We start from the raw sequence: 24,188 nt of genomic DNA, 5'->3' as shown, positions 1-24,188 counted from the left end.
CTTATAATTAAGTATGTATGTTCATACTTTGTAATAATATAATTAGTAATTATGTATTTTGTAACTAATGGCTTTCCGTTCGCCTGTTACAATGTGCGTAGTTACTTTGTAACAAAGTGAGCGGTTAATCTGGATTAAGAAATCAAGACTTTTGTCTGGTTTTGTTTCACAGCTGAGTATTATTGTATATCTTTGCTAATGCAAGGTATGTTTTTGTGGGTACAAAAAACCTTGCGACAGCCGAGCTGCCGACCAATGTTCGTTACACTCACATACTCTGTATATATGAAAGAGAATCGAGATATAAGTATAAAGATCCGCTTGACGGAAGCCGAGAAAGAACAGCTTCTTCAACGTTCAAAGGAAGAGGGAAAATCCCTTTCTTCCTTTATCAGAGAGTCTGCCTTGAAAGGCAGAAGCATATCGAAAACCGATGTGCAAATGATATATGAACTTCGTAAAATAGGAGCCAATATCAACCAGCTTGCCAAACATATCAATACGCTTCCGTCCGATGAAAATATATTGTATTCATTGGATCGGATTAACCAATACCTTTCGGATGTAGAAACCATTAACCGGAAATTGTTATGATAGCCGAGATACAACCTTCTTTCTCATCCCACCTGTCCATGAGCCGGAAAATTGAATACCAGCTTTCCAAGGTCAAGGAAGGAAACGGAAAAGTGCTTTACACCTCCACTGGTGACGAACTGGCCGCCATGCCAGCCTACATGAAACTTATCTCCCAGTTGAATGACCGGGTGAAACTACCTTATGCGGAATTTATTCTGAGCCTCTATCCGGGAGAAAGCCTTTCCGATGAACAGTGGCTTTCTCTTGCCGGGGAATATATCGAGAGGATGGGGTACGGAAAGTCCTGTTATGCCGTTGTCCTAAATACCGACAAGGCACACAGCCATGTGCATGTGCTGCTGACCACAATTGATGAAGAAGGCAAAAGCATTCCTTCCGGAAATAATTACAGCCGTTCCGAAAAGATCTCAAGGGAACTGGAGCAGAAGTACGGTCTGTTGCCTTTGGAAAGGGAAGGAGGCAAGAGAACCACGTTGGGAGAGGCGCAATACCGTAACTATTATTTCGATGCGGCCTTGAAGAAAGCCATGCGTAGTTATAATTACAAGGATAAGGTATCGGCTGTCCTGGAACAATCCGATACATACCGGTCTTTGAATAAACCCTTGCAAGAAATAAAATTGGCCAATGAAGAATGGCGTGTCCTATTGGGGGATGAAAGCTATGACAACCTTTTCGCATTGCTGGAAAAAGGAGGTTTTTTCAACCCCTTGTTCAAGGATGAACTGTTACAACAGCTTGACCGCATCTACTCTTTTTCCGAAAGTACATCCGATTTCCGAAGGAACCTGGAACAAGAAGGATTGTATATGCGTCTGGTCACCAAGAAGGACAAATCCTATTATGTCTATGGCATCAAGGATTCAGGCTTTTACCTGAAGGACGTTTCACTTCCTCAGAAATATCGTTTTGGTAATATTCGTTTTGATGGCCGGGGCATGAGCGCCGATGAACAGAAGCATTATCTCTATGACCATGTGTTTAAGGCATTGAACGCTTCTTTAGGCTATGAGGATTTTAAGAAAAGGTTGGCGGAAGAATCGATCCGTGTGACGGAACATGTAAACAGCAAAGGCGCATACGGGATTTCCTTTTATATGGAAAACGTGGAAAATGCTCATGTCTTTAAAGGTGCGGATCTTTCCCGTAAGCTCACTTATCAGAATATCCAGAAGCATTTCGATGGTGTGGCTGTCGGTCTCTCGCCACATATCGATAGGGTAGGGGAGTTCCGTGAGCGGGTGGATCGTGAGGCTTTCTATATGCAGGGTGGGGGAGTTATGGCCATTCCGGAACTTGACATTACCGGCAGCGGGAAGAAGTCGCAAGAGGATGATCTCATACCGTCCAAAAAGAAACGGAAACGCAAGAGTGGTCCCGATTTCTCATTATGATGAATACTAACTTAATATATTTGCTTTATGAATTATCAGACCGTTTTACAGAATTATCATCCCACTGAACAGGGGGATTTCATGTTGAGATATGAGATAGGTGGCCGGGGATATGTCGTTTACTCACCGGAGAAGGATGCGTTGTCTTGTATTGAATTACATGGCTTTTCCGAGCTTACTCCTTGGCAATTGGCTTTTGTTCTTTCCTTGGATATGCAGCAGATGAAAGAACAGGACGAGCTTTCTCTCTTCGTATGTTGTAAGCGAGAAAAGCTCTTGTCTTATCTTTTCGATGTGGAGGAAAGCGAAACCGTCTTGAAGACAAAGCACGTGTCCGGTTGGCAGGGCTATCTGATGATGGATATCCATAAGCCGGACAGGGTACGGAACGTGTTCCAGTTCCATCCGGAAACGAAAGAAGCCCGTTTGGTCTTTGATAACCGTTTATGTGTCGCTTCCCTTCGTGAGAAAGAAAAAGGAAAGCTCATCCATCTCTGTTGGAGTCCTTCTGTCTTTGCTGCCATCGATAAGGGAGGAGAGCGTACCGCACCGGCTTATCTGTTGGCTTCTGATGCTGCCTTGTTGCATGGGTATGCCATGAAACAGATTGCGGAATGCTTTGCCGGTACACCGGTTGAAGAACGGGTTATCGGTATTCATGTAGGGGATAATGTCTATGAGGCCTTGTCTTTTGTGTGCTATTACGTCCGTAACGTGCAGGATGAATATTTGGTTATTCCTGAGCGGAAAGATGGGATGGTGATTCTTGAAACCCCGAAATGGAATCCGATACGCCAGGCTAACTTCGTGGCTTCACTGAACAAGATGGCGGTTGACCAGGCGAAGAAACGCTATCCGGAAATGGAGGTTCCGAATGAACGGCCATTCACGTGCCTCTCTTTTGCCCGGAAGTCTTTCGTCTATTTCCCGGATCTGAAGGTGTATCAGGAGGTGTTCTTGAAGATGTATTTGGGGTTGGTGAGGTTACAGGAGGTGCATTTGCTGGGGTAAGGAACAATTGCAGTGCTGCTTATAAAATAGTGGCACTACTATTGTTAGAGTACTTCTATCATTCCTTTGGTTACGGCATCGGCCAGTAGTCTTTTTACAATCCTGCCACTGGGAGGATTGGTTATCCCAAGCGTTATCTCAACCCTGTTTGATAGAGGATGATAGTGCAGGTATTGGAGGATTTTCATACAGGTACAATTCGCATTGATAAAAATGAAAGCGTCACCGTCCCGTACATTCTTTCCCATCTGGTTGGTCACGATGCCGCTAAGCGTATAAAAACTCTTACGCATGTCTGTCGGATACGGGTAAAGATAATATCTGTTGGATTCATTCAAAGAAAACATAGGCTAACGGTTTGAATTCAAAAATATCAGGGTTTGCAATACCTCCGGTGACAAAGGGCTGTTCAAGCGGACTGTAACGCCATTGGGATAGGAGATCTCACATAGCGGCTGGGGAATTGGCGACGGGCTGACCGGAGGGGCAGACAGCAGGGATTTCTCCTTATGGGGAAGACTGACCTGGCCCTTACTGTTTACCTTTACCGGGATAAAGCCGCCTTTGCGCAACAGCTTGGAACGCCACTCGTAGAAACGTTTGGGACGAATACATTCATTCGAACAAAAATCCATAACTGACAGTCCGCTCGACTTGAAACGGGAATAAATAGATTCAAAATCTTCCATGGTCCATTGATGTGACATAACAATTGAGCTTTTTTACTTTGATTACAAAAGTAATATCACATTTTTAGAATGAAAGGGGGAGTTTATCGAATGCTTACATTTTTTTGTTTAATTAATATTATATTCTCCAAAATAAATGTTTTGGCGTATTATATGTTTAATAACCAATAAATTAGATAACTGTTTGATTTTGATTATAGTTGGATTTATATTGATATGGCGAAATACTTGGCTATTATATATCAATGTGAATAATGTTGGATTTTATTCTTCTTTTATTTCCGTACTGCCCTTTTCCTTGTTTTCTGCCTCCCCTAATGTACGTTTTTTCATAGCCCCGTCTGAGAGCCTTTGTTTTTGAACGGCAAATTTATTTCGGTGGATGGATACGAAAGAGTTCCGGTCTTCGCCCTTTGTACCGAAAAAAATAACGCCGGACGGCTTCGCTGTCCCCAACATTTTTTGTCGTCCAAAACTTTTCTCAATCCCTCCTTCCTTCTTGTTGTGTGCCGTAAAAAAAAGGCTTATAAACTCAGATGGGGCATGAAAGCTCAAAAAAAAAGTCGGCAGAAAGAAAAGGTCATCCCGGAAAGGGGTTTTAAAAAAAGGTCTTTAAATCTAGCTGAAGCATAAAATTAGAAGTTTAACCCTTTAAAAATGTGACATATGATTACAGTGACGGAACAACTAAAGAATGTGTTTGAAGCCAACCCTTTGTACTCAAAAGAGGGGCAGGGGCTTAATGCGGAAGTCATCGCAAGGTTTTTCCTTCCTTTTTCTTCGGTGGTATGGTTGGTAACGGAAGCCGAACAGCAGGAAGACGGTGACTGGCTTTTTTTCGGTTATTGCCATATTCAAGAATGGGAATGGGGTTATGTGCTTCTTTCTCAAATTCAAGAGGTGAATGTTCGTGGGTTGACCGTGCAGCTGGATAAAGGACTGAAAACCGGTATAACGGTAAAAGCTTGCCTGAATTGATTAGAGAATAAACGGAGAGGGAACAACCCCTTTCCGCTTTCCAACCGGAATATTGAACTTAAAAACGGAAGTTATGGTTTACGAGACGAATTGCACGGAAATAACACAGGACAAATGGCGTGAGCTGATGAAGTACGGTAGAAAATGCTCCTATCGGCTGCTTACGGCGAGAATCAAGCGGGAATTGCCGGAATTATACCATGCGCTGGCTCTCCAGTTCTATAATCCTTATGCGGAACAGTGCAGGCAGACACCCACACATTATATATTGGTTCATTCGGCCATTGAATATTTTATCAGAAAACAATAAAGGACAAATGGTTATGAAAACAAAAAAGGTTGATAAAAAGAAAACGCTGGCTTATGCGGTGGCATTTTACTTTACGGATGTTTCCGTAAAGTTCATGATGGGGAATGCGATGTATGAGTATGTACATACCGTTTATGACAGGCGGTATGATAACGGTGGCTTTAATACGCTTGCCGTAGTCTATAATTACAAGAGGATGAAGTACGAGGTATTGGTCGTATCGGACGAGAAGGTAGGTGATAAGGAGATTCATATATTATAAGTTTCACAAACAGGGCTTTTGCCATATAAAAACGGCTTTTGAGATGAAAAAGTTATCGGCTTATACGGTTGCATCCAACTGCACCGACTTGACGGATATACGTGACGGCATCGCTGAAATACATGAAGCGATGAAGACTTGCGTTGAATCCGGGAAACATATCCCTTCATTCTATGTTTCCCGGTTGGCCAAACTGGAAACTAAAAAGAAGAAACTGGAGAAACGGACGCAGGTACACATGACCGTCACCATCCGTTTCTTTATAGATGATGATACCCTTACAATGGCAGTCAGGCATTGCCTTTTCTTCAAGCTGGAACCGACTCGGCAGAATGTGATGAAAGCCATCCGTGATGCGGTTCTTAATAACGGACGTTCCATTCTTGACTTTCCGGAAGCATGGGGAGAAGATCTTATGGATGTGTCTTTCTTTGATGTGGAGAATGCCATGAAGAAGCTGCGTTCCTCATTCGGCCTATAAACTTCATTGCATATTTTTCCGAAAGTAAAGTAACCGTTGGATTTTTGGCCAGCGGTTCTTTTTTCAAAAAAGAACCAAAAACTTTGAATACAATCTTTTTTCATCTTCTAACTTATGTATTCGGAAAAAATTCCATGGCATTCAGAAAAGGGATGATAGCGGTTTGGGGATTATAGGGTAGATTTGTGGGGTAAGCTTACAGAGACAGTTTTTATAGGCAGGTTCCGAAAAGCCTTTGAGAGAGTAGGAGAACATGAGTTATAATATATGGCTATAAGTATAAATGATAGACAATTGATTACACAATTTATTACTAATACTCAGAATTTGAATGTTAATTTACCTACAAATGGTGGAGGGTGTGCTAATTTAGTTAGAGGAATTATAGAACAGGCAACAGGAAAAAGAATTTCAGTTAATCCTTTTGGAGCTTCTTTAGAAAGTATGATACAAAAAATAAATACCTATCATGATTTAGCTAAATGTAATAATGGAGATATATTATATTTTGTGCATCTTCCTAATGCTGCTGTAAATTTACATCAAACTATTCATTATGCAATTTTTTGTAATGTTAATAATGCTGGTGTACAGAAAAATGTTATTGGGATAAATGGATTAGCAGATCTTTCTTTTTCTCCCACAGCTTATCATGGTGTTGTAGCATCTGTAATATCTCCGGGTAATTTTAATGGAGTAGGGCAGGTGATATATGATACTGTAGCATTCCCTAATATTCTTGGTGAATTGTATGTTATTGATTATGAATTGATATAGGAATAAGTTTCTTCGTTATTTTATGGCGTACAGTAGTATAGAAATAGAAAAAAACTGAAAATTGAATAGTAAATTTGTTTGCTCCATGTTACGTTTATTACCGCTTGTAATCGGGCTTTGCGCAGACTTTATGTCCTGAAGGCTTTTTAGTACCCCTTCCATTTGGAAGATTTTGACAGCAGCGATGAAGGTGGTGGAGGATATATCCGGCTGGAGGCTTTTCAGTGTGTTCTCCGATGGCTGATATCCTCTCATCTTCAGTTCCAGAATGGTATTGAAGTCATCATTTCGCATAGCCTTCATGAAAGCCTCCTCTTGTTCGTTGGCAATGTCCGGATTTGGATCGTATGCAGTTGCTTGCCGAACAAGAACAGACTTTTTATTAATGTAATAGTGTCGCTATTCGTCTGTTTTTATCTTCTAGCTAAAGGCAGTAACAACCGTTCCACAAGTTCTTTCTTGTTCTCAACGGGCATCTTGTTTCTGCCTTTGGCAATGACTTCAGCAGCCAAATCGCTTTTACGCCCGGCAATGTATTTCTGTCGCTTTCCGTTTATGAAGGCCTCGATACGGAAATCATGCCGGGTGTTTTCGATGATGTTGATTTCTGATACCAAAAAGCCATCCTCTGTCTCGTAGGGTTCGACAATGGTGGGCAGGTAGTGTTTCATGGTTTTCCCTATGATCGGAGATACCAAACCGGAAAGATGCTCTTCGATGCGGTCTTTCCAATAGTCATCGATTTGATGATTGGTGGCATAATCGTAAAAATGGCTGATGGCAAGGCTGACTTCTTCGATTATCCTTTTCGCATTCTTTATTCCGTTCTGTTTGGCAAATTGCATCAGGTCATCTTCCGTGATGTCGTTATCTTTTCCTGCAATGCTCATGGAGTGTGCGTTTTCGTATGCCGCACCGTCCAAATTGGTGGTGAATGTCATGTCGTAGGCTGGGGTGATGTGCCATGTGCCGTTTCTTTCCATCAGGAAAGAGAAATTCTTGATGTGGTCATCCACATTGCCGCCCATGATATTGAATACCGTCCTACGGTAGAGTTCGGACTGTTCGCTTGCCGGGATGTTCAGTTTTCGGCAGACTTCAAACAAATCCTCATAGCTCGTTGCATCCGGATTCATGGCAGCAAGTGTCTGTGTATGTATCTTCTCTCCGTTTATCCTATCGTAACGCTCCGTCAGGAAGTGATGTTTTCCCTCAATTTGAATGAGTCGGGAAGGCATCATCGTAATCCCGGCTTCCTTTGCCATCTCATAATATACCATTTCCATTTGCGTGAACGGAAAATCGTCCCCTTCTGCAAACTTCAATATGTAGTAGGTATAGCCCTCCGGTAAAGGGACTTGGCCGGAACGTATATCATGTGTCGTTTCATTGATGGCGATGATGGCTTTCGGGTGCTGCCCTCCGGCTGATGTACCTATCTCATAGATACTTTGCAGTTGCAGTGCTTCGTCATCTTGCACGGATATTTCCTCCCGTTCCTCAAAGATACGGCGTGCCAGTTGGTATAAACTCTCTATCTGGAGAGTGGAAGAGGATTCCAATCCAGGAGTGGCCGGGATGAACTCAAAGGCTCCCATTCCCCGTTTCCCGATGAAAGACAGTTTATCTACCGGTGTGAGTTTGCGCTTGGGGATATGGTTTTGTGCCGCCCATTGGTCGAAGACCATGTTACCCCACCGATCAGGCAATGAATCTGCCAAAAACGGTGGGAGACCTTGATAAGTCTTTTCTTTGTTTCCGAGTATGGGCATACCCTTTGCCGCCGGTCCTTTGACAGAAGCGGTCAGTGGGGCGATTTCCACTCCTTTCTTGATGAAATCCGGATGATAGTTGAAGACGGCTCTTTTGTTTCTTTCGTCCCAATAGAGCTTTCCGACTTCTTCTCCCCATAACATAACACTCACAACATTATTTTCCATGTCTTATCCTTTTCGGCTTTTTATTCATTATTCGTTCCATTGTATAGGCTGAAACAGGTATTTCCGGCATCAGATCATCCATCTGTTCCAGACAGTCCACTACTCGTAACAGGGCAAGAAAGTTGCCCATATTGATGTTATAGGCCTTCCCGTTCTCAAACTGGCGTAAGGTGATAAGGCTGACACCGGCTTTCTCGGCAGCCTCTTTTTGGGTGAGCCTATAGGTTAGCCTGTATTCCTTAAATCGTCTGCCCAGTTCCACTATGATTTCCGGATTGGCCATGGCTTGGGTGATGTGATTCGTTGTCATTTTACAAAGGTAAATATATTAATTGTTAAATCAAAATATGATATATAACAATTAATATATTTACTGTTATATTGAATTGTGCGCGATGTAGTTTGTGTGCTAATCCCCCAATTCCATGCTACGTTTATTGCCGCCTGTAATCGGGCTTTGCGCGGGTTTTATGTCCTGAAGGCTTTTTAGCATCCCTTCCATTTGGAAGATTTTGGCGGCAGCGATGAAGGTGGTGGCGGATACATCCGGCTGGAGGCTTTTCAGTGTGTTCTCCGATGGCTGATATCCTCTCATCTTCAGTTTCAGAATGGTATTGAAGTCATCATTTCGCATAGCCTTCATGAAAGCCTGCTCTTGTTCGTTGGCAATGTCCGGCATATGGATCGTATGCAGTTGCTTGCCGAACAAGAGCAGGTTTTCTCCGATAAAATCGGCGTGTTCCGGCTTGACCCCGCAATCCTTGGCAGTCTCATGCCAATGCGATACGGTTTCCTGTATCTCTTCGATAATCTGTTTGTGTTTCCGGATACCCATGTTCTCACCTACCTTTTGCAGATCTTCCATCGTGAAATTGTCTTGTTTGCCGTTGAGTGACAGCTGGTGGCGGTTCGTCCATTTGCCGCCCGGTGTGTATGAGTAGCAGAGGTCGTATGCTGGGGCCAGTTTCCACTTCCCTTGTCTATCCATCAGGAAAGATAAGTTCTTGCTATGGTCGTCATGGTTCCGGCTCATGACGTTGAACACCATTCTTCGGTATAGTTCCTCCTGCTCTGGATAAGGGAGGTTCATCTGCCGCATGATACGGAATATCTCTTCGTATGAATGGCGTTGGTCACGGTCATAGTGGGCAAGCCCGGCCAATGTCTGTACATGGATCTTCTCTCCGTCTTCCATACGGTCAAAACGTCGTGTCATAAAGTGATATGACTCTTTTTCCTGAAGTAACCGGCATTCCATCATATCGATACCGCAGGCTTTTGCCATCCGGTGATAGGCATATTCGATATTTCCTATTCCTTGTGGATTGTCCGTTATCTGCGTGTGTTCGCTGTATTTGCCGCCATCAAATTTCAACAGCCAATACCCGAATCCTTCAGGAGCTTTTACCTGTCCGGAGCGTACCTCTCCGGTAATATCGTTGTAGGCGATGATGGCCTTGGGCTTGGCACCTCCGGCAGATGTTCCCACTTTCAGTATATCCAGAATGTTTCTTCCTTCCTGGCGCAGTTGGACCTGAAAAGCCATTCTGTCCGTGAATACGGATTTGGCAAGCTCAGTCAGTTCCTCGATATGGAGCACTGATGATTCGTTCATGCCGTTGATTGGCGAGGACGGCTCAAACTCCAGTGCGCCCATGCCACGTTTGCCTACATAGCAAAGCCTGTCTAAAGGGGTAATCTCTTCTCCGGACAATCCCTTGCTGGCAAACCATTCATTGATGATCTGGTTTCCGAAAGTGTCCGGCAGTGAATCGGCAAACAGGCCGGGCAACCCCTTGAAACAGTCGGTACGGTTTTCAAGGAACCGGTAGGGGGTGTTCCTGTACTGGCTGATGGGCATGATGATGGGAGAAATGTCAAGACCGGAGCGGATGAACTTCCGTTCATAGTCGAACAAGGCGGCATTGCTTTCCTTTTCCCAATAGAGAGAGCCTACGCTTTCTCCCCATAGCTTTACATCTACTATCAAATCATTCATGGTTATCTTGTTTTAAATGGCGTACACGGTAGCGTTTCTTTCCTTGCAGTTTTTTGAGCTCTATCGGGCTGACCCGGATTTCCGGTACCAGTTGCTCCAGGTTCTCCAGCAGGCCGAGCGAGCGGAGTACGCTGATGAACAACAGCAGCGATACCGATTTGCCCTTCTCGATGTTCGCAACGGTCAAGGGGCTTACACCGGAAGCCGTTGCCAGTTCTTCCTGCGTGATATGCTGCCTGATACGTGTCTCTTTGATGCGCTGGCCGATTCTCATCAGCACAGCTGGATTGCTCATTTCATTCCACATGGTTGTTCCTTTTTTGCAAATATACAAATAATCCATGTAAATATATAGATTAACTTGAATATATGATGTTAATCTATATGAATACAATGATTATAGTTGCTTTATCGGCTGTTTTTTTCTTTGAACTAGGATGAAAACTGACTAAAATCACAATGTGTTGTGAATATGAAAGAGCTAGGAAAGATGATTAAAGAGTGCAGGAAGAGTTTGAAGGTCAATCAGCTGGAACTTCTCCGAACTGGCGGGCGTGGGCATCAATACGCTGGTGGCCATCGAGCGTGGAGAAGGCAATCCTAAATTGGCTACTGCTTTCCATTGGAGTTGATTAAAGTGCGGAAAAATGTATAAGATTGCTTCTATTATCTGTTTATTTTAGTATATTTGTGCTTTAAATAAGTGCGGATAAATGTATTATACGCTGTTTTTACATGTATAAAAATGCTGTTTGTAGATGAAAAGATTTGTTTTGCAACAACTTATAGAATGGAAAAACCGTGAGGATAGAAAACCTCTGATTTTAAATGGTGCCCGACAAGTTGGGAAAACATGGCTGCTCCATGAGTTTGCCAAACTTGAATACAAAAAAGAGGCTTATGTGGTATGCCGTAAGAATAACCTTGCACGCCAGCTTTTTTCTCAGGATTTCAATGTTGACAGAATTTTACGGGGGCTGCGTGCGATGACTTCCGTTGACATTACTCCGGGTGATACGCTTATTATCCTTGATGAGATACAAGATATCCCGGAAGCACTGGAATCTTTGAAGTATTTTAAAGAGGAGGTTCCGGAGTATCATATAGCTGTGGCAGGTTCACTTTTGGGGATATCCCTTCATCAGGATGTGTCTTATCCCGTAGGGAAGGTAAATGTCATCAATATATTTCCTATGAACTTTGAAGAGTTTCTTGTCGCCAAGGGAGAAGAAGAAGCTTGTAAATTGCTTATGAGTGGGGATTTTGAAACGATAAGCCTCCTGCATGACAAATATACGGATCTCCTTCGGCAATATTATTATGTAGGTGGTATGCCGGAAGTTGTACTCAAATATGTAGAAACGGATTCCTTGCTGGAAGTCAGAAGAATACAGTCGGAGATTTTGCAAGGCTATGATCTTGACTTCTCAAAACATGCGCCCAAAGAACAGGTTCCGCGTGTCCGAATGGTATGGAACAGCATTCCTTCCCAATTATTTAAAGAAAACAAGAAATTCATTTACGGAGCTTTGCGAAAAGGTGCCAGAGCCAATGATTTTGAGATGGCCATTCAATGGCTTGTAAATGCCGGGTTGTTGTATAAAGTGCCTCGATGTACCAAACCGGAGCTTCCGCTTGATATTTATGAAGACCTGTCGGCTTTCAAACTCTATATGGTTGATTTGGGGCTTATGGGTGCTATGGTCAAGACAGATCCGGCCCAAGTCTTGATTAAAAACGACATATTTAAGGAATACAAGGGAGGAATGACTGAACAGTATGTATTGCAGCAGATGAAAAGTAAGGGCGTGTCACCGATTTATTACCATAACACAGACAATTCGCGTCTTGAGTTGGATTTTGTTATTCAACGTAATGCCCAAATGGTGCCGATAGAAGTGAAGGCCGAAGGGAATGTCCGGGCCAATTCGTTGACAGCATTACTGGGAAAAAGACCGGAATTGCATGCGGAGAGATTTTCTATGTTGCCTTATAAAGTACAGGGTAATCTTACAAATTTTCCGCTATATGCAATATAGGTGTATCCTTTTCCCATGCCGGTCATACCGTTAGAACTGATTGATAAGTATGATGCGTATGTTGGCCGGTATGTCTATCTTTGTGGCAATGAAAACAGAGAGAGGATTGATTTACGCCTTGTTTTCCGGGACGGAAAGGAGATTGGCACGGATGATCTGAATCTGTATTATAATTGATGTGACGGCTTGGATGTCCCCCGGATGAATGTTCGGGGGATTCTTTTTCTTTTGGGCGTTCCTGTGGGACGGTCAGGCTTTCCGTTGCAAGTCCTCGCCTAAAGGCTGTGGGCTTTACTCTGCAATCCCTAACGCATGGCTGAAAAGTCCTCTTGCCGGTGTTCTTCTTCATACAGCCTCATGCGTTCTTGTAATGCTTCTTTTAAATTGTCGCTTTTTTTCAGTCCGAGTTTGGCACGTATGTTCGCTCGTTGGCTGGTTATGTTTCCGCTACTCCGATGTAATAATTCGCATATTTGGCTGACGGTCTTGTCTTGCAGTATTAAACGGCAGATGTTTAATTCGGACGGGGATAAATTGGGATATATTCTCCTGATTGTATCAAGTTTACTTTTTTCCTTTTTCTGGTATGCGGCAAGGGCTGTAAAAAGATTTTCTTTGGATTGTTCCCCTATTATGCTTAACAGGGAGCTTGTCTTTTCTTCCGGGTTATTCTCGCTTAACAACTCGGCGAACGCGAATAGTTCTTCCTTTTTCATTTGGAGACGTTTCAAAAGCATTTCCTCTTCCTCTTTTAGCAAGTTGCTACTTTTTAGCAAGCTGCTGATATTACTGTGTAAGGATCTTCCTAATAAGGGGATCATGGTGTATATGATGATGATCAAAGGCAGATAACTGTATAGGAACGGTTCGTCGGTGATAAGTGTGCAGATTGTATAGGAAGCTATGGTAAGGGAGGACAATAGGATGGAGATATTACTCATATAGGCACAGATGGAAAGCATGGTAAATAAGAGAGAGATACTAATGTTACTCATTATCAATGCTCTTTGATAACTATATTCATATCCGCTACATATTGAGCAATAAATTATTTCGATAAAAATCTCGATATGTATGGCTATCAGTATAATGGAAAAGGTCGTGGTCAGATTTACTCTCTTTTTAAAATAAGCGAGAGTGCACATAATGATAAACAGGAATAATACGCTGTTAATATAATAAAACTGTTCATTAGGAAATGGAACTGAATATATGTATATGGGTGCGCATAAGGCCAGCATGAGCAGGGATAGATGAAAGACACGTTTTTGTTGATACGTTATTATCATTTCTCTTTCTTTTTTGTCGTAAGTTTGAGTTTTTATTGAACTTAGAAAAGTAGCGGCTTTTGTGCTGATTTTCATGTGTTTTATTGTTTTAAGTGTTATTAAGTATAATGTTTCCTGCAAAAATAACTGTTTTTTTTTTTTTTTTTGTATGTTTAAGTACTTTTCTTTATGATGTTAAGTGTTTTTAATTGTTGTGTAAGCGTGATTGGCTGCTGTGGTAAGTGTTGTAGCTGTTGTGTGGTTGTCTTTTTAAGTATTTATAAGTTTAAAATACTTGTTTTTTGCTTTGGAGGTTGGTTTATAAGTGCATATCTTTAGCGGTTGAAATTCAGGGGGTGTAAAAGCCTGGGTTTGGATTGTCATATTAACAAATGATTAAATGACGAAAAGATGTTTTTTTTATATTAAATGTGTATTGTTCGTGCTCGTGTTGAGTATAAGCGGAGAAATATCCGCTCAGGAGAAGCGTGATTCGGTAAGGATCTATTTTCATCAAGGAAAGGTAAATATAGATACATGTTTACTTGACAATGGGAACGAGATGGAGCGGTTTGCTAAAATCTGTTCCGCATTGAACGACTCCGTCCGTCTTATCAGGAAAATTCAAATAATAGGAGGAGCTTCCCCGGAAGGAGGGGGGCTGTTGAATGGAAGGCTGTCTGAAAAACGAGCAGAGGTTTTGTGGCGGTATATATCACCTTATATAAAGATTCCGGTATTGGAGAGGGATTTTCATTTTTCGGGAAGTGACTGGAACGGACTTATAACGATGGTGAGAGCGGATGTGAATGTTCCGGAGAGGGAGGATGTCCTTCGTTTGTTGGAGAAGATCGTACGTTTGGAAAACCAGGACAGCCCTTATTGGGGGGGAGAACTGAAAAGACTGAAAGGGGGGAGGCCATACTCATATTTGTATAAATTCCATTTTCCGAAACTTCGTTCGTCGATGGTGAAAATATGCTATGATAGTGATCCGATAAATCCCGTCAGAGATACGGTATATATACATACACGTGATACGTTGTGCATCCGTGATACCGTTACCGTCATAGCTCCGGTAAAGAAACGGCCGTTTTGCATGGCGGTGAAAACAAACTTGCTTTATGACGCTGTTTTGATACCTGACATCGGGGTTGAGTTCTGTTTGGGGAAGAACTGGTCTGTGGCCGGGAATTGGATGTATGCCTGGTGGAAAAGTGATCGGAAGCATAATTATTGGCGTATCTATGGGGGAGATGTGGAGTTGCGCCGCTGGTTCGGTCGGAGAGCGGTGGAAAAACCGTTTTCCGGGCATCATGTCGGATTGTACGGGCAGATCGTCACCTATGATTTCGAATTGGGTGGGAAAGGTTACTTGGGGGATAAATGGAGTTACGGGGGAGGCGTGGCTTACGGCTACTCGTTACCTGTGGGACATCGGTTCAATGTGGATTTCACGTTGGGAATCGGCTACCTTGGAGGATCGTACAAGGAGTACATCCCTTTGGACGGTCACTATGTATGGCAGACCACTAAAAACCGCCGCTGGTTCGGCCCGACCAAGGCGGGTATCTCTTTGGTGTGGTTGATCGGGCGGGGGAATTATAGCCGGAAGAAAGGAGGCAGGCAGTGATACGGATACGCTTTAGTCTGGTGTTCATATTTTTATGGATAGGACTGACGGCTTGTGAGCATAAGGATTTATGTTACGATCATCCGCACTTTGCCACGGTGCGGGTAATATTCGACTGGACCAAGATTTCCAATCATGACAAGCCTGAAGGCATGAGGGTCGTATTTTATCCGACCGATGATGAAAGCAACACGTGGATATTTGATTTCCCCGGAGGAGAGGGGGGGGAAGTGGAGCTCCCCGAGAATGATTACCGGGTAATTTGCTTCAACTACGATACCGACGGGATGGTTTGGAAAGGAAACGGCAGTTACACGCTTTTTACTGCCGATACGCGTGATGTTCGGTCACCGGATAACCGGACAATGGCTGTCACCCCACCCTGGCTGTGTGGCGACCATATAGACGGAGTTATCCTCAAGGACATTCCGGGAGGAAGCGCGGAGATAGTACGGCTAACTCCCGTAAACATGGTATGTCACTACACGTATGAGGTGAACGGTCTTCGGGGACTGGATAGGGTGGCGGATTTGCGGGCCGCTCTTTCCGGCATGTCCGGCTCGCTTAACATGTCCGGCGACAGTTTGCCCGCCGGTCTTTCGGAGAGCCTGCTCTTTGATGGAATGGTTTCACGGAATCAGATTATAGGCGGATTCTATACGTTTGGACATTCCGCACTTGAAGGAGAGCCCAATGTTTTCCGGCTGTATCTCAAGAACCGTTCCGGCAGCATGTCTGTATTGGAACAGGACGTGAGCGACCAAGTGCATGATGTCCCGGTAGCGGGGCATGTCGGTGATGTGCATCTGGTGTTGAATTTTGATTATGAGGTACCATTCGAGCCGGGAAGTGACGGTGCGGGATTTGATGTGGACGTTGATGATTGGGATGATGTGAATGTGGATATAGTGTTATAAACGGATATTTGAGTTTTCAGTGCGGATTGGATGCCGGGTAAACGCTATGTCAACTATTAAGTAATCGAGTTTATTAATTATATGTATCAATTTAATTTATTTTTATTTATGAAAAAAAGTACAGTAATGCTTTGGGCAATCTTTGGAGCACTACTCATGGGTTGCTCAGACGAGGAGATTGCGAATGTGGAAACCTCCTCACGAAATGCGATTGGTTTTAACGTGTTAAGTAATGCGGCGGAAACGAGGGCTACCCCTACTACCAACACCAACTTGAAGAACACCGATTTCGACGTGTTCGCTTTTACGGCGGATGGTACTGCCTTCATGGGAAAGGTCGACACGGAATTTGGACATGACGGAGTGAATATCGTGTACAAAGATAATAAGTGGGATTATAAAAATGCGGGCGATCTTCGTTATTGGCCTACCGAGCCTTTGGACTTTTACGCGTTCAATCCCGGAACGGTTGATGAAGCCATGCAGTGGAGTTATATGTGGGAAGCCACCAAGGATACTCAAAAGATAACTTATTCCTGCTCCGATGAGTATGGATCTGGTATCAATGCTCATGAAAACTACGACGTGATGTATGCCATAGCCAAAGGCCAGACAAAAGACAAGAACAACGGAGTAGTGAAATTTAACTTCAAGCATATTCTGTCACAGGTCGTATTCAAAGCAAAGACCGAATACGATAACATGCAGGTGAATATAAAGGACATCAAGATTTTTAATGTAAAAATGGGCGGCGTCTACACATTGCCTGCGACAGCCGATGGAACGGGAAGTTGGGCTGTGGGTGATTGGCCTGAAAGCTCTACAGGAGGAGGTTTTATTACCGTAGTGCAAGGCAAATCCATCGAGGTCAATAGTAATACCACAGCTACCGATATTTCCGAAAAAACTCCTATGCTGAATATACCACAGAAGCTGACAGCATGGAAAGTTTCCGAAGAAGCCACCAATACCAAGATAAAAGCCGACGGTGCGCATCAATGTTACCTGTCGATCACCTGCAAAATCCAGCAGTCCGGAGGTTATCTGTTGGGTTCAGCAGATAGTTACGGAACAATTTATGTTCCGTTCGGAGATACATGGGTAGCGGGCAAGCGTCATATCTACACGTTGATTTTCGGTGGTGGTTATACTGATCAGGGAGAGGCTGTGTTGAATCCGATCCAGTTTAATGCAGAGACAACAGAATGGGTTGATGCAAATAGCAACGTAAACGTTAAACCTTAAACAAAAAGTTTATCAATATCGTACCCGTTGGCAGGTTAAACATACGCAAGATTAATCCCGCCAACGGGTTCTTTATAGGGAATCGCATTTTCAATATACTTTTTGATGTGTAGGGGTGCTTTTTGCGTACCTTTTTCCTGGAGAATTTCTTTTGTGGAGTGTTTGCCCTGTATATTCCCGATACGCTGTTATAGCAGGGAACTGTTTTTATCCAAGTAGTCAGATATAGCCTCTTGCAATACCGATTTTAGCGAATCGCCTTTGCGGATCGCGATCAGCTTTAAGTTCTGGTGATAGGTTTCGTCCATGACAAAATTACAATGCACGGTTTTCGCTTTCTTCGGCTTTTGAGCCTCTTTTTGCCCGGCCGTGGATTGGATCAGGCTGTCTAATCCCCCGGTCAGCCCGGCCGACATACTGTTTTTTAAATCGTTCTTCTTTGCCATATGGTTACTTTATTTCTGTTAGCAGTTCGTTACATACCTTTTCGTAGTCCTCTGCCCCGGCAGATTTGGGGGCATAGTGAAAAATATCCTGCCCTTGTGTCGGGGCTTCGGCCAGCGTAATGGCGTTGCGTATATGGGTGCTGAACACTTTGCCCTGGAATGTTTCCTGTACCAGTTCCGAAACGCTCTTGTTCAGGTTCTTTCTTCCGTCGTACTGGGTTATCAGAACCCCGGCTATCGAAAGATCCGAGTTCAAACGTTGCTGCACCTTGTGGACGACCTGCATAAGTTTGGCCATTCCACGCATTGCCAGGAATTGAGCCTGAACCGGGATAATCAACCGATCCGAGGCCGTCAGTGCGTTAAGCGTGAGCAGCGACAGCGAGGGGGGGGCAGTCGATCAGGATATAATCGAATTTTTCCTTTTGGCCCTTGATAAGGTGGGCTAAGATAAGTTCCCGCCCGGCCTCGTTGATTAACTCCGTTTCAACGGCCGAGAGATCCAGGCAGGAGGGAACGACGCTAAGACCGCCCTTATGCTCGTAGATCGGCAGGTCGTATTCGCCTTTCATCGCACCGTAGATCGTTTGGGGAAGCTCCGCGGAGAAGCCCAGCGATTCGGTCAGGTTGGCTTGTCCGTCAAGGTCGATCAAAAGAACCTTGTACCCTTTTTGACGTAACGCGCCGCCCAGGTTGATCGTGGTTGTAGTCTTTCCTACTCCCCCTTTGTGATTCAATACGGAGATTACTTTTGCTTTGCTCATAAATTCAGTTTTTTAAATGGTTGTCATGTCCGCAAATATAGTCAAAAACTAATATACTAAAATACTAAAAGTAGTATTTTTCGTTTTTTGCGTGTTTTTTGTGCCGATCGGGGAAGCGTACCGAAATAAATCCGGTTTCCACCTTTCGGTACGTTTTGTTTCTGTACCGGAATTAATCAAAGATTAGAATAACCATAAATGTTTTTATACGTTAATCATACGTATGTATATATGTATATATTTGTTTTTGAGTATCTTTGTGTGCTATAAATAAAAAATAAAAGACATGAGCACTTATTCGTATAAAAATCCGAAGTTTATAAATTCCCCTAAAGGGATGGTTGAAGTTGTAGAAGTGATTTATGACGGCAAAGATGATCCGGCCTATTCACTGGCTATTATTAAATGGGAAAATACCTATAAATTAGGTATTCGTTGGAACATCGCTTATAGTGAATGGGACGATTACCGCAAACAGAACGGGCAAGATGAATGTATAGGTAATCCACAGTCGAGAGGTATTCCCACCTGGTTTGTTTTGCCCGATGATATGATGTTTAGTGAGAAGTTCAGCGGTGCGATGCAGAGGCTTGATGAATTAAGAAAAGGTAAATAAGTAATGGAACAGGGAGAAATCATATTATACCAGCCGGATGAAGCGGTCAAGTTGGAAGTGAGGCTGGAAGATGAAACCGTTTGGCTGACACAGGCGCAAATTGTGGATCTTTTTCAATCCAGCAAAGCAAATATAAGCGAGCATATAAAAAACATATATGATCAGAAAGAATTAGAGGAAAGTTCAACTGTTCGGGATTTCCGAACAGTTCGACAGGAAGGCAAACGGCAAGTGATGCGCAATCTGACTTATTACAATTTGGATGCGATCATATCCATTGGGTTTCGTGTCAATAGTAAAAGAGGTATTTTATTTAGGCAATGGGCGAATAAGGTTTTAAAGGACTATCTTTTAAAAGGGTATTCCATTAATAAACGTTTGTCAGAACTTGAAAGGACTGTCGCTCAACATACCGAGAAGATAGATTTTTTTGTGCGTACTGCCTTGCCCCCGGTCGAAGGCATTTTTTATAACGGCCAGATTTTCGATGCGTACAAGTTCGCTACCGATCTGGTAAAGTCGGCCAGGCGTTCGATCGTGCTTATCGACAACTATGTGGACGAAACGGTTTTGCTCATGTTGAGTAAACGCAGCGTCGGTGTCTCGGCCACCATTTACACCCAGCGTATCACGCAGCAACTCCAACTTGATCTTGACAGGCATAACAGCCAGTACCCACCTATCGACATCAGGACGTACCGGGACAGTCACGACCGTTTCCTGATCGTTGATGAAACGGACGTGTACCATATCGGAGCCTCGTTAAAGGATCTGGGGAAAAAGATGTTCGCTTTCTCAAAGCTGGATATTCCGGCGGCTGTGATTACTGACCTGTTATAATATCCTTTGTCTTATGAATGGGCTGTCGCAAAAGAAAAACCCGTTCTTGATGAACGGGTATATCCTTGACTTGGTTACGTGTTTTGATAACAGAGGCTTTACCAAGCATTACAATGCAAAGATAGTAATTATAGGTTAATTAGCGAATTTCTTTTTTGGATAGATCCGGAAATAATGCCTCCTTGAAAGAGGTGGATAAGGTGATTAAAACAATAGATAAGGAAGAACAAAAGCAAAAGGGATGAATGTGGTTATTTATTCACGTGTAAGCTCGCAGTCGGCCAGGCAATCGACCGAACGGCAGGTTGTCGATCTGGAGAGGTTCGCAGCCGGACGGGGGTACGAGGTGACGGCGGTCTTTGAGGAAAAGATAAGCGGACGAAAGGCCAATATCGAACGCCCGGTTTTAAGCCGTTGCCTGGAATACTGCACAGATCCGCAGAACCGGGTGGATATGTTGTTGCTGACCGAGATCTCACGCCTGGGGCGTTCAACCCTGGAGATCCTAAAGTCACTCGATACGCTGCACACGCATAAAATATGCGTGTATATTCAAAACCTGAACCTGGAAACGTTACGGCCGGACAAGACGGTAAACCCCTTGTCCTCTCTGATCACTACCCTGTTGGGGGAACTGGCCGCGATCGAACGCCAGGGGATCATCGACCGCCTTAATAGCGGACGGGAGTTGTACATCCAGAAAGGGGGCAGGCTGGGACGGAAGCCGGGAAGCCGGAAAACGGCCGAACAGAGGAAAGAGGAATACCGGGAGGCGATCGCCTTGTTAAAGAAAGGCTACTCGATCCGGAACGTGGCGAAGCTCACGGGAAAGGCCGTTTCGACGATACAACAAGTAAAAAAAGACTTCATTAGTAGCTGATTATCGGAACAAATATTGTATTTTTGCAACAAATACGAGTAAATGCACATAATTAAAAACGAGTATTTACACGTGTCTAAAAACGAGTATTTGCACGAAAATAATCAGAATCTAAATAAAAACGGTTATGGCAACAATGGCGGAGAAAATGGCGGCTTCACTGGAGGAATTAAGAAAGCTCCAGGAGAAAGACCGCTGTGTCGTCCTGCAAGGGACGGCCGAGATAGGGAGGACGCATTTAACCCGGCTGTTGGATAACGGCTGGTTGCAGGAAGCCTAATCCGAAGCCGTCTTTTGCGGCGGCATTTGAAAGACGTTCAAATGCACCGAATACTCGTTGTTGCTCATCTTCGGTCATGCCCGTACCGGTATCTTCAACGATAAGTTTCAGCAAACCGTTATCATAATCCGCTGCCAATGATACACTACCGTTATCCGTGAACTTGATGGCGTTTGACAACAAGTTGTTGCCGATTTGCAGGATACGTTCCTTGTCGGTCAAAACCACCGCATCGGTGTGGCTCTCCACTATCAAAGTCAGCCCCTTGTTCATGGCAATGGGCATGAACTCCGTTTCAAGAATATGCGTGATTGCGGAAATCCTGCAAGGGGAAAGGTTGGGTTGCTCCTTGCCGTTGTCCAGACGGAAGAAATCCAGCAGCGTGTTGAGCATCTCCCGCATACGCTCGGAAGATTGCCGGATATTATCCACATACATGGTGCTTTTATCCGCGCTACAACTTTTCTGCATCAGTCCGGCATAGCCTCATTTTGTCAATCGTATTTTTTCGTGGTAGAAGTAGTTTACGATGACAGGTTTGCCTTTTTCCGAGCGTCCGTATGGCAGATCGTTTATACGATACGGGAAGCCCTGCTCCTTGGCGTAATTTGAAATGTCCTGCTCCAATGCCTGCCAGTATTCAAGCCTTTTTTTATTGTAAATTTCCTCGTAAAGCGGTATGAGGTCAGGATACTTCTCACGGATATACGTCATTATCCCGCCTTTGAACTGCCCGCGTAAATTCAGGTTTTCAAGCCAGATTAAATCAGCATAATCTTTTACCTCCTCTATTATTGCCTTTACGTCTGTTATTCTGGGGAATATGGGCGAGACGAAGCATACGGTGCGGATACCTGCCTCGTATGTCTGACGCATCGCTTTCAGACGGCGTTCAATGCTTACGGCGTTGTCCATATCTGCGCAGAACTGCTCGTCGAGCGTATTGACAGACCATGACACAGTCACTTTGGGAAAACTCTTCAACAGGTCGAGATCGCGAAGGACAAGATCGGACTTTGTGCATATCATAATCTCGGCATCGCTTCCTCGCAGCTCTTCGAGCAGCCTTCGGGTACGGTGGAATTCTTCTTCATACGGATTGTAACCGTCCGTCACAGACCCTATTACAACACGTTCACCGTCGTATTTATGAGGATTCGTTATCGGCTTCCAGTTTTTTACATCTAAAAACGTACCCCACGGCTCGGTGTGCCCGGTGAACCGTTTCATGAACGATGCGTAGCAATACCTGCAGGCGTGGGGACACCCTACATAAGGGTTGACCGAATATCCTCCCACCGGCAGAGAGGATTTGGTCATTACACTCTTTACATCTATTTCCTTTATTGTATCCATATTCATTGTATTCGTCTGGTAAATTGTTCCGGCAATTCCTGAATCATTCTTTCGTCGCCCATAATCGGCAGCAAATCCTCTTTCATGAACACCGGTATGCCATGAGCCTTTGCCTGTTCTGCAATGCTAAGCACCCATTCGGGGCGCGAATATGACTTTCCTTTTCGGTTTCCGGTCTCTGTGCCTATGACAATCCAGTCAATTCCCTCGAAATCAATCTCGCCGATATCATCGAAGAGAGGTTCAAACGTGACATGGTAGTGTCGTGCTTTGATATTCTTTTTCAAATCATCAATCCTCCTTTTCTCGGAACTGCGCGTAACGGTCACGCCCATCCATACGTTCTCGTCGTCAGAGGAGAAACTGATTTTGTCAGGGCGCTTCGTCAGAAAGATATAGGCGTGCTGGGGATTGCTGCTGATCCGCTCGAAAATTTCTGCGTTCCATTCAGGCTTCCAATCGGAGAAATCGCTCATTCCTGTCATGAGCCACACATGAGGACGGGACGTATCGATGATGCGCAGTTTTCGTTCCATGTATTCAGGCACGGAAAAGTCGTCGGTAATGTGGAAACGGCGGCAGTTGTTACGGGCATAGCAGTAAGGGCATCCTATAGTGCACCCTACCACTATGTTCATGTTTTTTATCAGGGATTTAATGCAGACACTCATAACACAACTGTTTCTCCGTCCTCCGGGATAATCAGCCGGCTCATGTCGGCTTCGTGATGCGTTGCCTCATTGCGCAGAATTGCACGGGTGGTCTGGCAATGGTCGATGGCATCCATGTGTACGGCTATCAGCTTGATATGCGAAGGCAATTCGTCAAGTATCTGCATCACTTCGTTCTCGTCGGGGATGATAGGACCGTCCGTTTTGGAAAATTCGGGAAAGATTGCACCTCCGGAGTTTACCACGATATAGTCAGGATTGAACCGTTCCACGGTGTCTCGGATACATGCTTCCCATCGGCAGTCACCCATTATATAAACGGTCGGGAAGCCCTCGGCTTTTAGCACATAACCTGATACAGGTCCCATCATCTGCCCGATCTGCCCGAAACCATGATGTCCGGTCGTGCGGTAAATGGATATGCCGTCTATTGTTTTTATTTCTTCGATGGGTATCACATTTGTAAATCCGTCGTTTCTGATGGCGTCCGCGTCCTGGGGCTGAACGTAGAAAGGAATTTCTTTGGGCAAATGTGTGGGGACACTCGGCTCGTAATGGTCGATGTGATTGTGGGTCAGGAGCACCATGTCCACGCCTCCGATAATATCCTGAATAGGAATGGTGAGGTGTACCCTCGGTGTTTTATTCACACCGAGGGCCGATATCAAAGTGCCTTTGTCGGCTAAAACGGGGTCAATTAGCATGGTGTGTCCCGCATACCTGATTTTCAAGGTGGCATTGCGCACCAATTGTACTGTAGATGTCTTTTTCATGACTATATGTCTTGTTATTGAT

At 44.1% G+C, this 24,188-nt stretch carries 27 protein-coding genes and 3 pseudogenes; 16 read left to right on the top strand and 14 right to left on the bottom strand.

Going from position 1 to position 24,188, the window contains the following annotated elements:
* Positions 1-255: 255 nt before the first annotated feature.
* From mobC to DW039_RS17445, 3 genes are read left to right on the top strand one after another with little or no spacing between them, the layout of a single operon-like run.
* Positions 256-594, top strand: a complete 339-nt coding sequence (mobC, locus tag DW039_RS17455) for a plasmid mobilization relaxosome protein MobC (RefSeq protein ID WP_008770294.1) — start codon at positions 256-258, stop codon at positions 592-594.
* Positions 591-1,991 carry a relaxase/mobilization nuclease domain-containing protein gene (locus tag DW039_RS17450; protein WP_005868870.1) on the top strand — a complete coding sequence of 467 codons (1,401 nt, stop codon included), beginning with the start codon at positions 591-593 and terminating at the stop codon, positions 1,989-1,991. Before mobC ends, DW039_RS17450 begins: the two co-directional genes overlap by 4 nt.
* A gap of 27 nt (positions 1,992-2,018) precedes the next feature.
* Entirely contained in the window at positions 2,019-3,002 is a 984-nt protein-coding gene (locus DW039_RS17445) for a hypothetical protein (RefSeq protein WP_005868869.1), read from the top strand.
* A 44-nt stretch (positions 3,003-3,046) separates the two neighbouring features.
* On the opposite strand, the gene tnpB is transcribed toward DW039_RS17445, so the two are convergent.
* Both tnpB and DW039_RS17435 read right to left on the bottom strand, forming a co-directional pair.
* A complete protein-coding gene (gene tnpB / locus DW039_RS21345; RefSeq protein WP_083444256.1) occupies positions 3,047-3,349 on the bottom strand; it encodes an IS66 family insertion sequence element accessory protein TnpB in 303 nt (100 codons plus the stop codon).
* 3 nt (positions 3,350-3,352) lie between these two features.
* Positions 3,353-3,709, bottom strand: a complete 357-nt coding sequence (locus DW039_RS17435) for a hypothetical protein (RefSeq protein WP_004319780.1) — start codon at positions 3,707-3,709, stop codon at positions 3,353-3,355.
* Positions 3,710-4,357: 648 nt separating this feature from the next.
* Here DW039_RS17435 and DW039_RS17425 point away from each other — a divergent pair.
* The 5 genes from DW039_RS17425 (at position 4,358) to DW039_RS17405 (ending at position 6,499) form a co-directional block, all read left to right on the top strand.
* Entirely contained in the window at positions 4,358-4,669 is a 312-nt protein-coding gene (locus DW039_RS17425) for a DUF2958 domain-containing protein (RefSeq protein WP_005868826.1), read from the top strand.
* 73 nt (positions 4,670-4,742) lie between these two features.
* Positions 4,743-4,979 carry a hypothetical protein gene (locus tag DW039_RS17420; RefSeq protein WP_005868824.1) on the top strand — a complete coding sequence of 79 codons (237 nt, stop codon included), beginning with the start codon at positions 4,743-4,745 and terminating at the stop codon, positions 4,977-4,979.
* 13 nt (positions 4,980-4,992) lie between these two features.
* Positions 4,993-5,241, top strand: a complete 249-nt coding sequence (locus DW039_RS17415; RefSeq protein ID WP_005868823.1) for a hypothetical protein — start codon at positions 4,993-4,995, stop codon at positions 5,239-5,241.
* A 43-nt stretch (positions 5,242-5,284) separates the two neighbouring features.
* Positions 5,285-5,722 (top strand): hypothetical protein, encoded by a 438-nt coding sequence (locus DW039_RS17410; protein WP_005868821.1) that lies wholly within the window; start codon positions 5,285-5,287, stop codon positions 5,720-5,722.
* A gap of 267 nt (positions 5,723-5,989) precedes the next feature.
* On the top strand, positions 5,990-6,499 hold the full coding sequence (locus DW039_RS17405; protein ID WP_007569216.1) for a hypothetical protein: 510 nt from the start codon (positions 5,990-5,992) through the stop codon (positions 6,497-6,499).
* A gap of 15 nt (positions 6,500-6,514) precedes the next feature.
* On the opposite strand, the gene DW039_RS17400 is transcribed toward DW039_RS17405, so the two are convergent.
* The 5 genes from DW039_RS17400 to DW039_RS17380 form a co-directional block, all read right to left on the bottom strand.
* Positions 6,515-6,802 (bottom strand): hypothetical protein, encoded by a 288-nt coding sequence (locus DW039_RS17400; RefSeq protein ID WP_007569214.1) that lies wholly within the window; start codon positions 6,800-6,802, stop codon positions 6,515-6,517.
* Between the two features lie 110 nt (positions 6,803-6,912).
* Positions 6,913-8,439, bottom strand: coding sequence for a type II toxin-antitoxin system HipA family toxin (locus tag DW039_RS17395; RefSeq protein ID WP_005868817.1), 1,527 nt, complete (start codon positions 8,437-8,439; stop codon positions 6,913-6,915).
* Positions 8,429-8,749, bottom strand: a complete 321-nt coding sequence (locus DW039_RS17390; RefSeq protein ID WP_005868815.1) for a helix-turn-helix transcriptional regulator — start codon at positions 8,747-8,749, stop codon at positions 8,429-8,431. Before DW039_RS17390 ends, DW039_RS17395 begins: the two co-directional genes overlap by 11 nt.
* 99 nt (positions 8,750-8,848) lie before the next feature.
* On the bottom strand, positions 8,849-10,438 hold the full coding sequence (locus tag DW039_RS17385; protein ID WP_005868813.1) for a type II toxin-antitoxin system HipA family toxin: 1,590 nt from the start codon (positions 10,436-10,438) through the stop codon (positions 8,849-8,851).
* Entirely contained in the window at positions 10,431-10,781 is a 351-nt protein-coding gene (locus DW039_RS17380; protein WP_005868812.1) for a helix-turn-helix transcriptional regulator, read from the bottom strand. Before DW039_RS17380 ends, DW039_RS17385 begins: the two co-directional genes overlap by 8 nt.
* A gap of 129 nt (positions 10,782-10,910) precedes the next feature.
* Between DW039_RS17380 and DW039_RS21340 the strand changes: the two are divergent.
* Together DW039_RS21340 and DW039_RS17370 are read left to right on the top strand one after the other, a co-directional pair.
* Positions 10,911-11,070, top strand: a pseudogene (locus DW039_RS21340) (helix-turn-helix domain-containing protein).
* Between the two features lie 126 nt (positions 11,071-11,196).
* Positions 11,197-12,477 (top strand): ATP-binding protein, encoded by a 1,281-nt coding sequence (locus tag DW039_RS17370; protein WP_005868811.1) that lies wholly within the window; start codon positions 11,197-11,199, stop codon positions 12,475-12,477.
* Between the two features lie 305 nt (positions 12,478-12,782).
* Here the strand turns inward: DW039_RS17370 and DW039_RS17365 are convergent, their stop codons facing one another.
* Positions 12,783-13,841, bottom strand: coding sequence for a LuxR C-terminal-related transcriptional regulator (locus DW039_RS17365; protein ID WP_007564609.1), 1,059 nt, complete (start codon positions 13,839-13,841; stop codon positions 12,783-12,785).
* 304 nt (positions 13,842-14,145) lie between these two features.
* Here DW039_RS17365 and DW039_RS17360 point away from each other — a divergent pair, with 304 nt between their 5' ends.
* The 3 genes from DW039_RS17360 (at position 14,146) to DW039_RS17350 (ending at position 17,540) form a co-directional block, all read left to right on the top strand.
* Positions 14,146-15,378: a DUF3575 domain-containing protein gene (locus tag DW039_RS17360; RefSeq protein ID WP_117853909.1), complete on the top strand. Its 1,233-nt coding sequence runs from the start codon at positions 14,146-14,148 to the stop codon at positions 15,376-15,378.
* A complete protein-coding gene (locus DW039_RS17355) occupies positions 15,375-16,295 on the top strand; it encodes a DUF5119 domain-containing protein (protein WP_007564613.1) in 921 nt (306 codons plus the stop codon). Before DW039_RS17360 ends, DW039_RS17355 begins: the two co-directional genes overlap by 4 nt.
* Positions 16,296-16,403: 108 nt before the next feature.
* Positions 16,404-17,540 carry a fimbrillin family protein gene (locus DW039_RS17350; protein WP_181993396.1) on the top strand — a complete coding sequence of 379 codons (1,137 nt, stop codon included), beginning with the start codon at positions 16,404-16,406 and terminating at the stop codon, positions 17,538-17,540.
* A 188-nt stretch (positions 17,541-17,728) separates the two neighbouring features.
* On the opposite strand, the gene DW039_RS17345 is transcribed toward DW039_RS17350, so the two are convergent.
* Both DW039_RS17345 and DW039_RS17340 read right to left on the bottom strand, forming a co-directional pair.
* Positions 17,729-17,986, bottom strand: a complete 258-nt coding sequence (locus DW039_RS17345) for a hypothetical protein (protein ID WP_005648607.1) — start codon at positions 17,984-17,986, stop codon at positions 17,729-17,731.
* Positions 17,987-17,990: 4 nt separating this feature from the next.
* A pseudogene (locus tag DW039_RS17340) lies at positions 17,991-18,750 on the bottom strand (ParA family protein).
* A gap of 286 nt (positions 18,751-19,036) precedes the next feature.
* On the opposite strand from DW039_RS17340, the gene DW039_RS17335 reads away from it, so the two are divergent.
* From DW039_RS17335 to DW039_RS17325, 3 genes are all read left to right on the top strand, one after another.
* Positions 19,037-19,366: a hypothetical protein gene (locus tag DW039_RS17335; protein WP_007564632.1), complete on the top strand. Its 330-nt coding sequence runs from the start codon at positions 19,037-19,039 to the stop codon at positions 19,364-19,366.
* 3 nt (positions 19,367-19,369) lie between these two features.
* Positions 19,370-20,206, top strand: a complete 837-nt coding sequence (locus tag DW039_RS17330) for a virulence RhuM family protein (protein ID WP_007564633.1) — start codon at positions 19,370-19,372, stop codon at positions 20,204-20,206.
* Positions 20,207-20,447: 241 nt separating this feature from the next.
* Positions 20,448-21,086, top strand: coding sequence for a recombinase family protein (locus DW039_RS17325; protein WP_007564634.1), 639 nt, complete (start codon positions 20,448-20,450; stop codon positions 21,084-21,086).
* Positions 21,087-21,360: 274 nt separating this feature from the next.
* Here the strand turns inward: DW039_RS17325 and DW039_RS17320 are convergent.
* The 4 genes and pseudogenes from DW039_RS17320 to DW039_RS17305 all read right to left on the bottom strand — a co-directional run.
* Positions 21,361-21,852, bottom strand: a pseudogene (locus tag DW039_RS17320) (sensor histidine kinase); the annotation flags it as partial.
* Positions 21,853-22,728 (bottom strand): radical SAM mobile pair protein B, encoded by an 876-nt coding sequence (locus DW039_RS17315; protein WP_004329298.1) that lies wholly within the window; start codon positions 22,726-22,728, stop codon positions 21,853-21,855.
* On the bottom strand, positions 22,725-23,393 hold the full coding sequence (locus DW039_RS17310) for a radical SAM mobile pair protein A (RefSeq protein WP_004329299.1): 669 nt from the start codon (positions 23,391-23,393) through the stop codon (positions 22,725-22,727). Before DW039_RS17310 ends, DW039_RS17315 begins: the two co-directional genes overlap by 4 nt.
* Positions 23,390-24,166 (bottom strand): MBL fold metallo-hydrolase, encoded by a 777-nt coding sequence (locus DW039_RS17305; protein WP_004329300.1) that lies wholly within the window; start codon positions 24,164-24,166, stop codon positions 23,390-23,392. Before DW039_RS17305 ends, DW039_RS17310 begins: the two co-directional genes overlap by 4 nt.
* Positions 24,167-24,188: the final 22 nt, after the last annotated feature.

The organism is Bacteroides sp. AF39-16AC (assembly GCF_003602735.1).
In the GTDB taxonomy this organism is placed as follows: domain Bacteria; phylum Bacteroidota; class Bacteroidia; order Bacteroidales; family Bacteroidaceae; genus Bacteroides; species Bacteroides uniformis.
This window is presented reverse-complemented; position numbering and strand designations above follow the sequence as displayed.

Coding starts and splice junctions, on each gene's coding strand:
- mobC (WP_008770294.1), top strand. CDS start 256: ATGTTCGTTACACTCACATACTCTGTATATATGAAAGAGAATCGAGAT.
- DW039_RS17450 (WP_005868870.1), top strand. CDS start 591: ATGATAGCCGAGATACAACCTTCTTTCTCATCCCACCTGTCCATGAGC.
- DW039_RS17445 (WP_005868869.1), top strand. CDS start 2,019: ATGAATTATCAGACCGTTTTACAGAATTATCATCCCACTGAACAGGGG.
- tnpB (WP_083444256.1), bottom strand. CDS start 3,349: ATGTTTTCTTTGAATGAATCCAACAGATATTATCTTTACCCGTATCCG.
- DW039_RS17435 (WP_004319780.1), bottom strand. CDS start 3,709: ATGTCACATCAATGGACCATGGAAGATTTTGAATCTATTTATTCCCGT.
- DW039_RS17425 (WP_005868826.1), top strand. CDS start 4,358: ATGATTACAGTGACGGAACAACTAAAGAATGTGTTTGAAGCCAACCCT.
- DW039_RS17420 (WP_005868824.1), top strand. CDS start 4,743: ATGGTTTACGAGACGAATTGCACGGAAATAACACAGGACAAATGGCGT.
- DW039_RS17415 (WP_005868823.1), top strand. CDS start 4,993: ATGAAAACAAAAAAGGTTGATAAAAAGAAAACGCTGGCTTATGCGGTG.
- DW039_RS17410 (WP_005868821.1), top strand. CDS start 5,285: ATGAAAAAGTTATCGGCTTATACGGTTGCATCCAACTGCACCGACTTG.
- DW039_RS17405 (WP_007569216.1), top strand. CDS start 5,990: ATGGCTATAAGTATAAATGATAGACAATTGATTACACAATTTATTACT.
- DW039_RS17400 (WP_007569214.1), bottom strand. CDS start 6,802: ATGAAGGCTATGCGAAATGATGACTTCAATACCATTCTGGAACTGAAG.
- DW039_RS17395 (WP_005868817.1), bottom strand. CDS start 8,439: ATGGAAAATAATGTTGTGAGTGTTATGTTATGGGGAGAAGAAGTCGGA.
- DW039_RS17390 (WP_005868815.1), bottom strand. CDS start 8,749: ATGACAACGAATCACATCACCCAAGCCATGGCCAATCCGGAAATCATA.
- DW039_RS17385 (WP_005868813.1), bottom strand. CDS start 10,438: ATGAATGATTTGATAGTAGATGTAAAGCTATGGGGAGAAAGCGTAGGC.
- DW039_RS17380 (WP_005868812.1), bottom strand. CDS start 10,781: ATGGATTATTTGTATATTTGCAAAAAAGGAACAACCATGTGGAATGAA.
- DW039_RS17370 (WP_005868811.1), top strand. CDS start 11,197: ATGAAAAGATTTGTTTTGCAACAACTTATAGAATGGAAAAACCGTGAG.
- DW039_RS17365 (WP_007564609.1), bottom strand. CDS start 13,841: ATGAAAATCAGCACAAAAGCCGCTACTTTTCTAAGTTCAATAAAAACT.
- DW039_RS17360 (WP_117853909.1), top strand. CDS start 14,146: ATGACGAAAAGATGTTTTTTTTATATTAAATGTGTATTGTTCGTGCTC.
- DW039_RS17350 (WP_181993396.1), top strand. CDS start 16,404: ATGAAAAAAAGTACAGTAATGCTTTGGGCAATCTTTGGAGCACTACTC.
- DW039_RS17345 (WP_005648607.1), bottom strand. CDS start 17,986: ATGGCAAAGAAGAACGATTTAAAAAACAGTATGTCGGCCGGGCTGACC.
- DW039_RS17335 (WP_007564632.1), top strand. CDS start 19,037: ATGAGCACTTATTCGTATAAAAATCCGAAGTTTATAAATTCCCCTAAA.
- DW039_RS17330 (WP_007564633.1), top strand. CDS start 19,370: ATGGAACAGGGAGAAATCATATTATACCAGCCGGATGAAGCGGTCAAG.
- DW039_RS17325 (WP_007564634.1), top strand. CDS start 20,448: ATGAATGTGGTTATTTATTCACGTGTAAGCTCGCAGTCGGCCAGGCAA.
- DW039_RS17315 (WP_004329298.1), bottom strand. CDS start 22,728: ATGAATATGGATACAATAAAGGAAATAGATGTAAAGAGTGTAATGACC.
- DW039_RS17310 (WP_004329299.1), bottom strand. CDS start 23,393: ATGAGTGTCTGCATTAAATCCCTGATAAAAAACATGAACATAGTGGTA.
- DW039_RS17305 (WP_004329300.1), bottom strand. CDS start 24,166: ATGAAAAAGACATCTACAGTACAATTGGTGCGCAATGCCACCTTGAAA.